Origin of the sequence: Pedobacter sp., from assembly GCF_035566355.1 — a bacterium.
Lineage (GTDB): Bacteria > Bacteroidota > Bacteroidia > Sphingobacteriales > Sphingobacteriaceae > Pedobacter.
On record NZ_DATMRL010000269.1, the window covers coordinates 16537 to 28364 of the forward strand.

Annotated in this window: 10 protein-coding genes; all 10 read right to left on the reverse strand. The window is 39.6% G+C overall.

All coding sequences use genetic code 11. The annotated features are described in order from the left end of the window. Positions 1-162: 162 nt before the first annotated feature. Positions 163-1119, reverse strand: coding sequence for a FecR family protein (locus VNZ46_RS10655; protein ID WP_325560146.1), 957 nt, complete (start codon positions 1117-1119; stop codon positions 163-165). 63 nt (positions 1120-1182) lie between these two features. Further along, complete coding sequence (locus VNZ46_RS10660; protein WP_325560155.1) at positions 1183-1731, reverse strand: RNA polymerase sigma factor; 549 nt, start codon at positions 1729-1731, stop codon at positions 1183-1185. A gap of 392 nt (positions 1732-2123) precedes the next feature. Continuing rightward, a complete protein-coding gene (locus tag VNZ46_RS10665; protein WP_325560147.1) occupies positions 2124-4124 on the reverse strand; it encodes a carboxy terminal-processing peptidase in 2001 nt (666 codons plus the stop codon). A 16-nt stretch (positions 4125-4140) separates the two neighbouring features. Then, positions 4141-5355 (reverse strand): thioredoxin domain-containing protein, encoded by a 1215-nt coding sequence (locus tag VNZ46_RS10670; RefSeq protein ID WP_325560148.1) that lies wholly within the window; start codon positions 5353-5355, stop codon positions 4141-4143. Positions 5356-5379: 24 nt separating this feature from the next. After that, positions 5380-7107 (reverse strand): S8 family serine peptidase, encoded by a 1728-nt coding sequence (locus tag VNZ46_RS10675; protein ID WP_325560149.1) that lies wholly within the window; start codon positions 7105-7107, stop codon positions 5380-5382. A 106-nt stretch (positions 7108-7213) separates the two neighbouring features. Next, a complete protein-coding gene (locus VNZ46_RS10680) occupies positions 7214-8350 on the reverse strand; it encodes a retropepsin-like aspartic protease (RefSeq protein ID WP_325560150.1) in 1137 nt (378 codons plus the stop codon). 10 nt (positions 8351-8360) lie between these two features. After that, positions 8361-9533, reverse strand: coding sequence for an aspartyl protease family protein (locus VNZ46_RS10685; RefSeq protein WP_325560151.1), 1173 nt, complete (start codon positions 9531-9533; stop codon positions 8361-8363). Position 9534: 1 nt separating this feature from the next. Further along, a complete protein-coding gene (locus VNZ46_RS10690) occupies positions 9535-10551 on the reverse strand; it encodes a TlpA disulfide reductase family protein (protein ID WP_325560152.1) in 1017 nt (338 codons plus the stop codon). 43 nt (positions 10552-10594) lie between these two features. Next, the gene (locus VNZ46_RS10695) at positions 10595-11491 is read right to left on the reverse strand and encodes a hypothetical protein (RefSeq protein WP_325560153.1); all 897 of its coding nucleotides are present in this window, start codon (positions 11489-11491) and stop codon (positions 10595-10597) included. Positions 11492-11508: 17 nt separating this feature from the next. Continuing rightward, positions 11509-11828: RagB/SusD family nutrient uptake outer membrane protein (locus VNZ46_RS10700; protein ID WP_325560154.1), on the reverse strand; the 320-nt coding region annotated here is incomplete at its 5' end.

Below are 11828 nucleotides of genomic sequence, written 5' to 3' on the forward strand. Positions count from 1 at the left end.
ATTTCTTTTCGTAGAATTGTGCATAGCTTTTAAATAGTTTATCATTTCGCATAATCATGAATTATTAATGGCTGTTTGGGCGGACTGGTGGTACAGTCCGCTTTTTTTTGCCTGAACTTAATGGCTTTATTTCCTCAAATTGTCCTCCTTTTTTACTTAAAATTATTTCCAAATCTTTACTGTCTTGCCCTTGATTTGATAGCTAAAATCACCAGCAGAAAGCACTTTCATTACATTTTCCAATGTTTCATTGTGCTGCTCCAGAGTATACCGTTTCTGCAACAGCTGCGGATCCGTAATCTCAAATTTCACTCCGTACCATCTCTCCAAACGCAAACTGATCATGCGAAGGGTCTCGTATCTAAAATATAATGTATTACTAAGCCATACAGGTGAATATGTCCCTTCGTTTGAGCGTTGACCAAATTGATTACTGATGTGATCATAAATAATGCCCTGACCTCTTTCAAGCATAACCTGATTCCCCGCACTCAGCACCGCCACCTTACCGCTGGCAACATTTACTGCAGTTTCTCTGTCTGAAGCATAAGACCTTACGTTAAAGCTGGTTCCCAGTACCTGTATTTTTAGCTTTCGTGTATGAATGAGAAAAGGTTTTTTGGGATTATGGTTTACCTTAAAAAAGGCCTCTCCTTCCAGTTCAACTTCTCTGCTGTTGGTTTTAAAGCTCGAAGGGTAGTGCAATACACTTGCATTTCCGAGCCATACCTTTGTTCCGTCCTCCAGGGTAATGAATTTCCGTTCGGCAACAGTAGTTTTAAGTTCCAAACCAACAGTTTTTTCTCCAGTTGTATAACGAAGACCTAGAAAAGCAACTGCGCAGATCACCAGCATAACAGCTGCAATTCTTAAAATGGGTTTTGCTAAGTTCCAAAACTTGCGATGGTTCTTTTGACCAGAACGGATTGCGGAAAACACGTTCGAACGCGCTAATTTTCTGATTCTTTCCTGCTCCTGATCATGGATTGGAAAATCATCTGTTTCATCAAAAGAAAAATACCATTCAAGTATCCTTTGTTCTTCTTCGGCAGTACACTGATTCTCGAGATATTTTCGGAGCAATTGTTTTGAACCGGATAAATCTTTATTTGCTTTCATCAACACTATACCCTACTTAAAGCGCCGATGGTACCGTTAAATAATTCTTATCCTTATGTTAATTTACCGTAATGTAAAGAGGACAGCTAAGAAGACTATTACATAGTCTTCTCTTTTGAGCACACATTTAAGACGTTTTAGAGCGGCTGAAGTATTATTTTTAACGGTCTGTTCAGAAATATGCAAACGCTCTGCTATTTCTTTTACTGATAAAAGCTCATTTCTGCTTAACTGGAATATGGCTTTCATAGTAGAAGGCATTTTTGCAACTTCAATGTTCAATAAATTCTCAAGTTCCGTGGCCATCAAGGTATCTTCTGCAGAAAAACTTATGGATGGTTTGAGCGCAGAAAGCAATGCTTCTCTGCGGACATTCCGTTCTGATTTTACAAACCAGTAGATGACTTCGTATTTTGCTGCACTAAACAAATATGGATAAATGCTTTCACTTGAATGCAACGTCTTGCGTTTGTTCCATAGCGAGATGAATATGTCCTGTAATATCTCCTGGGTATCATCGGGCGATTGTGTCCTTCTTAATAGATGACGAAACAAGGTAGAATGGTAACGATCTATAAGACAAGAAAATGCTAGCTCATTGTCTTGTCCCATCAGGGACAATAAAGCAGAATCAGAAAGGTTTTTCACGGCGCCAAACTAAGTAATTTCCTGTATCCAAAAATTAAGCAATCGTTAAGTTTATGGTTCTGTTATGCATAATTTAAGACTTAACGCCGCCCAAACCAGCCCCGCACTTTCCTGCTCTTAAAAGAAACGGGCAAACTGAATTTGAAGCGGCGTTAAGCCGTATATTATAGAGCTTCAGAGGTAATGCCCAGCACACCGGCCATTTCACGCTGCCCTAATCCTTTCTCTTTACGAAGAAAACTGATGTTGTTAGCTATATTTTTCATTTCATGAGCGTAAAAAAAGGGTCGCTATCCAGCGTTGCCCTTTTTATCATTATATCACCTGGACACGTTAATTAAAAATTTCATTTATATCTATTTTACTTTGGAGGCTATTTTACTAACCAGTTCAGCAGTAACTTTTAAGCTTTCCTCTTTAACATAGTCTGTTTTATCTTTATTCAGGATAGTTGTAGAATTTACAGCTTGTGCATCGGTAACTTTCTTCAAATCCAATACAACTGATTTCTGTGCATTTAACCTTTTATATTCTGAAATCTTCTGCTGTAATACTTGAAATTGCGGATCATTCTTTATCCGATTTTCATGATCCTCTTCTAAAATAGAATTGATCTCTTCTAACTGAAAAACAGGTTTAAAAGCAGTTGCTGGGATTTCATCATAAGGAAGCGCATTTTTCATAGTGCTTTCGCCTACATATATGGAATTACCTGAAGATGGGAAGCTTACATCGGGTGTTACCCCATGATTCTGTGTACTTGCTCCACTTACACGATAGAACTTCGCAAAAGTCATATTAAACTGCCCGTAATTCTTCTCCGGATCTTTAACAACCTGGTTCAGTGCGTAAGTATTTTGAGCTGTACCTTTACCAAAACTTTGCTCACCAATAATCACCGCCCGCCCATAGTCTTGCATCGCTGCTGCAAAAATTTCTGAAGAAGAGGCACTCAGGCGGTTAATCAGCACCGTTAGCGGACCTCCATATACCAGCAGGCTATCCGTATCCGAATCAACAGTTATCTTGTTATTTGCATCACGCAACTGTACCACCGGACCATAATTGATAAATAGCCCAGTAAGATCAATCGCCTCTTTTAAAGAGCCTCCCCCATTATTGCGTAAATCGACCATCACACCTTCTACTGCCTGGCTTTTAAAACTTTCCAGGGCCTTTCTAACATCATGTGAGGTGGAGGCATAATCTTTATCTCCTTTGTTAAAAGCATTGACATCAAAATAAAAATTCGGAATGGCAATAATTCCAATTTTACGTTCTTTGCCGCCCTGTTTTACAATCTTTACCTCACTTTTTACTTTTTGGTCTTCCAGCACGATCTTGTCCCGAACTAATGTAACTTCTTTCGGCTTAACAGTCATTGTTGTTCCTGGTGGTAAGATACGCAGCCGTACCCTTGAACCAACTACACCACGAACTTTCTGTATCACTTCATTCAGGTCCCATCCAACTACATCTTCAAATTCACCGTTTTCGCCCTCAGCAATGGCCAAGATGCGGTCGTTTACGGCAATCTGATCGCTTTTTTCTGACGGGCCTCCCTTGATTACGTTTGTAATAGTTGGGTATTCATTCTGAATGGTCAATTCCAGTCCAACCCCTACCAACGATTTGTTCATCATGACATTGAACTCATCAGCATTTCTTGGGGATAAATAAAGGGTATGCGGATCTATGGTTCCAGCAAAGGCATTCATAAACTGCTCAAAAGCATTTTCGCTTTTCAATTTCCCCAGCCTTTCCTTTAATTTTTCATACCTTTTGGTCAATATATCCCGTGCTGCTTTCTCAGTTTTTTGATTTGCTCTAAGCAAGATCAGCTCATAACGGACCCATTCATTCCAATATTGTTGTTCCTGGCTAACAGAACTAAACCAGGATAATTGTGCACGAGTAAAATCAAAAACATCTGAAGAGGATAAATTCAGGGGTGCTGTAAGCAACTCTAAACTATAATCAACCCTTTCATTCAGTTTATCTGTATAAACTTGGTAGATTTCAAAAGCAGCGGAAAGATCACCTGATAGTAAGGCATCGTCCATTTGAAAACGGTATTTTTCAAAACCTTTAACATCGGAGGCCAGGAATAGTGTATGTGCTTTATCCAGTCTCTCCAGATAATCATCAAATATCCGTGTTGACAAAGAATCATTTATTTTAGTCTTTTTATAGTGATAATTGGCAACCATTTTTGCTATTGTCTGTGCAATAACTGCATGTTGCGGCAATTGCTCAAAATCGCGACCGTTGTCCACTAATTTTACCTGCCCATTGGCAGAGGATAACATCCATATGCCATGAAACATCAGGATGAAAGAGATTTTATATAATTTCATTTGAATGATTCGCTTATTATTTAAGCAGTTCTAATATCCGGGCCTCTACTTTTTCTTTGGTGTCTGCTCCAATCTCTTTGGTAGAACCATTATTTAAGGAACCGAAAATTATCAGCGGTATAGCATTGGCCTCAAAAACCTGTCTCAATTCTCCTTCCTTGTCTACATTTACTTTATAAAAATTGATCCTGTCCTTATACTTGGCCGCAAGTTCTTCCATAACAGGCATCATTTTCATACATGGACCACACCAGGTTGCCCAGAAATCAATCACTACAGGTTTATCTCCTATTGTTTTCCATTGTTTATTGGTTTTATAATCGTAAACATTCTTCAGGAAATAGGTACGGTCTATGGGGTTTACCTTTCCGGGAATAAACGTAACAACTTCTTTATTTACAGCAGGGGCTGTGGTTTCCTCCCCCTGATTAAAAGATTGGAAATAGTATTTGTTACGTCCAATATCGAAAGAAATTACCCCTTTATTTAAGATAGATTTTCCAACAATAGTACATGGGGCATTGCCTTTTGCAACCTTTACATTATTAACCGATACACCTGCTACTTTTACTGTTGCAGATGTAGCATTACCTGGATTAACCAGCTTAGCATCATTTGCTGAAAGTAGCAAAGGTTCATTTTCATAGAAGTCTACAACTGCTTTCACAGGTTTACCATTAATGGTAGTTTGAATCATTAGCCCGTCATTATAGGACTGTTCAGCATCGTCACGGTTCACCAGCTTCATGTAAGCTGGTTTATAAGGCGTGGAAAGGGTTATCGTTTTAGCTTTAGTGTTCAGGGTCACTACAACGTTAGTAAATGCACTGAAATTAATTACCCCATCTACCTTTAGCCTGGTTAGTAAGGCATTTTCTTTTAGTACACGAGTCTGTATATCTTTCTGGTACACCGTATTGCCTAAAAAAAAGCCAATAGCTGTTGCATTACCAAGTACCTGGAAGCCCTCCCTTGGGTAGTTATTTGTTTTATTGTCTGCTTTCATGCCACGCCCAGCAGCAGCTGATTCCGTTACCGCAACCTTTCCCCTTGAGTCCAACAAAAAATCCCCCTCGGTTCCCCCAACATTCGCCCTGATAATAATATAGCCATCTATATCTTTATAGGGTAGTACTTCATTTACAACCGTATTTTGTGCCGCGGCATTAAAACATACTGAAACAGTAAGCAGATAAAAACACAAACGTTGTATCAATTTCATCCTTCTCATAATCTCTTTTTTTAAAATGGTCTACTATTTAGTTTTACTCAATTTGTCTGCAGCAACAACTGCTTTATAAGCATTCAGTATACCACCCGAGCTGCACAATTGCTTAAACAGGTACATATCTGTTTTTGTACCAACCTGCTTTTCTACTTCAACATCCTTACGGTCTGTAACATTCTCCAAAATGAGTTTTCTTAATTGAGCGCCGGTAAGCTGAGGATAGTACGCCTTAAGCAAAGCTGCTGTACCTGCCACACTAGCCGCTGCGATCATTGAACCGCTGGCCTGACGATAGGTTGTTCCCATATAAGTGGTGCTAACACTCACTCCAGGAGCAAAAAGGTTCAGTTCCTTCACTCCAAAATTGGCAGACTTCAGTGGCCTGCCCAAGCTATCAGAAGCAGCCACCTGGACAAAGTTATTTAGTTCCTTACCATTGATGTACTGGTTCGGATAAAAGATTCTTTTGGAAAGATCAGAGGAAAGGTCCCAGACACTGGATACCACCAAGGTGCCTTTCTGTTCTGCGTACAGTAAGGCATCATTTACCCATTTAGCCTCGTATGCAGGATAGAGGGTGTTTGAAGAACCTAAAAGGATTACATCTGCCTTATGGTCTACCGCATAACGGATCGCCAATGCAATATCCTTATAATACGGTTCACCTTCTTTTGGATAGGCTCGCAGGGACATCAGCTGAGTCTGTGGCATGATACCCTTGATTCCAATATTGTTATCGCGATTTGCCGCTATAATTCCGGAGAACATAGTACCATAAAATGAACCATTACTATATAGATTGTTGTTGCCATAGTTTTTCTGACCGAGATTAGTAAAGTCATCGCCGGTAATTTTCCTGGCATCAACGTTATTGGCCAGCAACCTTTCATATTCTTCTTTAGGTCTGTTACGCTTCAATGTAAGATCCCTCATAGCTAGATAAGTCACAGAATCCCGTTTAGCTAAGTGGGCATAACCATTATTAACTCCCATAGTCATAAGGAAAAAATACCTCACCATAAACTTTAAGGAATCTGTATCACTTCCCTGATGGTCGAGATAGTTAGTTGCTTTAATAAACTCGACCTGACCAACTTTAGAAAGATCCGGATACATTTTCTTTACATCAGTTTCCAGATCATTGACCAGATAATATCTGCTGAATTTTGAAAGATAGTAGGAAATAGCGGCACCAGCAATTTGGGATTCTCTTTGAAGCGCATAACGAAAGTATCTATACTCCGCAATATTGACCGGAGCAGGAACTTTAATCGGTTTCTGCTGTACATCGTCAAATTTCATATAATCGGTACCGTTAAAGAATATCCCTTCATAAAGGCCTCTTAGACGGAAATATTCTCTGTCACCTTCTTTATTGGTCTTTTCTATCATTTCACCTTTTGCATTGCCCAGGAAATTCCAGCCATGGATGTCATCTATCCAGCCATCCTTATCGTTATCGATGCCATCGTCCGGCTTTTCGTTCACATTGGTCCATTGTGTATTTTTCAGATCTTCGTGCTCTGCATCCATACCAAAACCTATAATGGCTACAATGGGTTGCTTTTTCACAGATTTTCCTTTCAGGAATTCATAGGCTTTGTTCACTTCAGCACCATAAACACCATCTTTATCGAAGGAAAGGTTATACCAATCGGCAATCTTTTCTTTAGATTTCTTCTGTACCAATTGGGCCTTGCCTGCTAGAACAACAATTTGTAATAACAGTACAAGTAATAAAGTTCGTTTTTTCATCAGAATATAATTTGATTTTTAAAGGTTATCAAGCTATCATGAGTTTGTACTCCTTGTGTTTTGTGAGTGTAAACTCATGATGGTTACATGTTTTTATTTTCGGTTCTTAACTTTTATTAATAGTGATATTTTTTATGCCCTGCTTTGTTTTTACAGTCAGTACCACTTGGTTATTTTCTTTTAAAACCGGTAAACCGGTGGTAATACTTTCACAAAAACTCATCGGCTTAAGCTCTTTTCCATTGATATGGGTAACCACATCGCCCACTTCTGCCTGTCCCTTTAATTTATCCCAGACGGTAGCTATTACCATTTGATTGCCATCTATTCGCATTTCCAGGTCCCAGCTCTTTTTTGAATCCACTGCTATTTGCCCCGGTTTAAGTGTTTCAAAACGGAACAGTTTATTGACATAATCAATGGTTACCTTTCCATATTGCAGCGACTTGTATCCAAATAAGGTTAGAGGCGGGGTACTTACAATGGCCCTGACATTCATAAAACCAGCCTGTCCTACAATCATTTCCGGAACTTCTACTAAAATGCATTTGCCCATTCCACCTCTTCCCGCAACACCAATGGAACCACCCCCCTCTCCTTCTCGGATGACATGGAGTGCTTCTTGTTTTTGCAAACGCAAATATTCTTCCTGCTTAAGCGTTAAAAAGCCATCGGAACCTGTATCGAAGAGTACCCTGGCTTCATTGTATTTTCCCATATTCAGGGAAATTATAGGCATTCCACCAGCATCATCTGTAAAGGAAATTGTCCGTCTGTCGCTCGATAAACCGGGCATACTACCTTTCCGGATTCTGATCACTTTGGCCTGGTCATCAATTTCAACGGTATTGTTTTGGAAAAGATCGCTCCCGATAAATCCCTCCACACCAAGGCAGTTAAACAATTCATTATCAAAGACAAAAAAGGGAACATTTTTAAACTCTGCCTTACCATCCGGCGTGCTTACCTGGTTGAGACCAACAATATCTGACGACATTTTATTACCATTTGCGTCACTCAGTGTCCGGGAACTAATCACTGGTGCATCCAATTGCTTTTTTAAGGTTGTACTAATGGAATTCCTGCCACCTGTATCAAAGATCATATGGACTGCTTTTCCATTTAAGTTCATTTCTACAATCATCTTATTGGCAATGACCTGGTAGGGGAGTATAGATATCTCTTGTGCAGATACTTTAACAGTAAAAAACACATATGCCAAAAGAAATAATATCTTATGCATCGATTTCATTTTAGTTCTTGTTAATGGTTATATTTTTTATGCCCTGTTTTGTTTTTACAGTGAGTACAACCTGATCTTTTTCCTTTAAAACAGGTATACCAGCGATTATATTTTCACAAAAGCTTGTAGGTTTGATCTCTTTTCCATCAATATGGGTCACCACATCACCTACTTCCACTTCTCCCTCCAGTTCATTCCAAACCGTACTAATGATCAATTGGTGATTTTGTTCACGTAGCTCCAGGTCCCAAGTTTTTACATCTTCTGCTTCCAGCTCTATCCTTCCTGGCTTGATGGCCTCAAACAGGAACAACTTGTTTACAAAGTCTATCGTTATCTTTCCATAATGCAATGCTCTGTATCCCAATAAAGACTGAGGCGAATTTCCCACACTTACCTTGAGCTTCACAAAGCTGGCTCCTCCAACAATGACTTCGGGAACCTGCAGTAAAAACCTACTGCCCGGCTTCTCTGATCTGCCTATGACCCCCATTGAACCTCCACCCATTCCCTGTCTGCTCATATAAAGTGCCCCCTGCTGTTCCAATCTCGGATAGTCTTTCGCATTAACTAACAAAAAGCTTTCTGCACCACTATCAAAGAGCACCTTTGCATCATCGAATTTTCCAACTTTCAGAGAGAAGATCGGTGCACCATTGGCGTCTGAAACAAAAGGAACCACTTGCTTATTATCTTTTAAAGATGCCATCCCACCTGTCCTGACCTTAATCACTTTGGCCTGATCATCAATTTCAATGGTGTTGTTTTGCCAAAGGTCACTTCCAATAAGTCCTCCCACGCCCAGGCAGGTAAATAGTTCATTATCCACAACAATAAATGGAATATCTTTGAATGTTGCTTTCTTATCAGGTGTTTCCACCTGGTTCAGTTTGACAATATCTATTTGTTTTCTACTGCTGTTGGCATCCATAATTTCTTTCGAATCCATTACAGCGACCCCAAACTCTGCTTTTAAAGCAGAGGTAATTGCATCTTTACCCCCTGTATCAAAAATCATGGGCACGAGTTTCCCATTCAGACGTATTTCTACAATCATCTTATTGGCAACTACCTTATAAGGCAGAATTGCAACATCCTGGGCAAATGCGGTGCTGGTAAAAAACCAACAAATCAGGAATATTAAAGATTTGTATATCAATTTCACGTTCATTTGTATGCTCATGTTAACTTCCTTTTGTTATTTCAATCAAAGTTTTTTTAAGGTCTTCTGCATTAACTACATCTCTCCTTAGCACTGTACCATCTTTACCTATAATGACACAAAAAGGGATTTGCTTAAAACCATATTTGATCCGGAGGTTCGATTTAAAAAACCCAGCTTTTTCATCCGGATTCTCCGAAAAGCCAGTTTTATCCCAGAGTTTTACCCATGGAATATTCATTTCTTTCAATCCCTGCTGATATTTTGACTGATCATTGTCCATTGAAATGCTGATGAACTGAACACCTGGTTCAAAGTCTTTATAAAAGGTCTTGAACTTTTCCATCTCTCTCCTGCACGGGCCACACCAGGAAGCCCAAAAATCCAGCACCATAATCTTATTCCTGAAATCTTTTAAAGAAACTGCCTTATTATTTTCATCTGGCAAGGAAAAATCCGGAGCTGGTATCCCAGCAGTATATTGCTTTAAACTATCTACGGCTCTTACCAACCATTTCGCAGATTCGGTTTGACGTTCATTTACTGGAATTTTAAGCAAAAAGTTATTGTTGAAATCATATTTGCCCGAATGGAAAAGGTAGGCCAGCGCAGTGAGTTCCTTAAAGTTTAATGCTGTAAAAGCATTGGTGTTCAGGTTAAAATCCCATGAAGTTTTGGGCGCAAATTCCATCAGTTTAAAATGTTCGTCCAGACCATCAAAATCCAGGCTGCTGTTCTGGTTGTTTATGTCATCATAATAACCTTTAATAGTAACTGTGCTATTGGTCAGAAAGATATTCTGCTTGGTCTTGCCTATGGAGAGCACATACAGATCAGGAACTACAGAAACCGGCCCCAGCTCAAATGCCGATTTGTTTTTATCAATATCTGTTTTAAAAAGTGTCTGCCCGGACAGGGTACTTACGGAAATGGTAATGGGTGTAACCGTTTTAATACTACCTTTTAGTACAAGCCCGGTTTGGGCTTGTACTAAAAGTATGGGTAAAAGCATAGCTAAGGAAAAGAATATTCTCCGCATTTTTTCTCTGTTTTTAAGGTTGAATTACATGTCTCTAAACGTCTTATCCTCCATTGCCAATGGCCTGCAGATCGATATTATATTGGGTTTTATAATAAGCTATCATTGCATCGTATTTTCTTTTAACCAAGCCATTTACATCTTTTACCGGGCTTAAGATTCCTCTATTGCTTACATCTGCAGCTGTGGTATTGGGATCGGTTAAAAAGGCATAGGAATTTGAAACGATGGCTTGTATATAGGATTGCCAATCCACAGAGGATGCAGGTACAGCACTAGTTACCCCGAGAAAACCTCTTTTATACCGATCAGCCTGGGTTCCAGTAATTGCCGTAGTATAGTCGCTTGTGCCAAGAAAAACAGTAGATTCTGACATTTTGAACTGCAGGTCCATCATTTTTAAAAAGCTGAAATTCAAATCAGCCCTGTAAACTGCCGGATCGATGGTTGATATGGTACTGTTTCCCCCACTAGCAGCGAAACTTCCGACACCGCCAAAATTACCATTGGTGAAGGGTAGCATATAGGCATTTCTTTGAACCTTACTGAAGATAAGTGAGCTACATAAAAAGAATTTTGCAGGCAGGTATTTTCTTAAAGTGGAGTCTGCGTAGTATTTAAAAAATGTGCTTTCAATTAAGTTCAACTGCTGGTTAATGTATAAGGTATCTGCAGGTACAGAGGTATAAATGATATCATTTTTTGTAACCTGCCATGCAATGTCCTGCTGGCTGAATTTATAAAGCACATAAGTACCCCAGCGGTTATAATAGCTTACAATCCGCTGATCGTAATCATGGTTTCCCTGCGGTATTTTAAATCCCGGTTCTGGGGTTGTAGTTGGTGTTAATACTGCTTCTTTCTTTGTACAGGAGTTGGCCAATACTGCAAATCCTCCCAACAACAACAGCATTTTTATGGTTCTGTTAAAATCTTTCATGTTCTTAGCTTAAAGGTTTATGGGTTTTGAGTAAGTTCTCCATTCCGGTCAAGAACTTCCTGAGGAATAGGGAAGGTGTAACGGTCATCTCCTTTTGCCAGCGTAAAAGTTTGACCAGTTCCGGGTACTTCCTCATAAAAATGGGAAATAGAAGGCATTCCATAGCGGCGTAAATCGAACCAGCGGTGTCCGTCAAAAGGGAATTCTCTTCGTCTTTCATCCCTGCAAAAATTCAACAACTGGGTTTTATCGGTGATATTAACCGGTACATACGCCTGGCGCGTATCGTACCTGGACATCCTTAAGGTATTCAGATCTTGCAGTGCTGAAGTTCTTA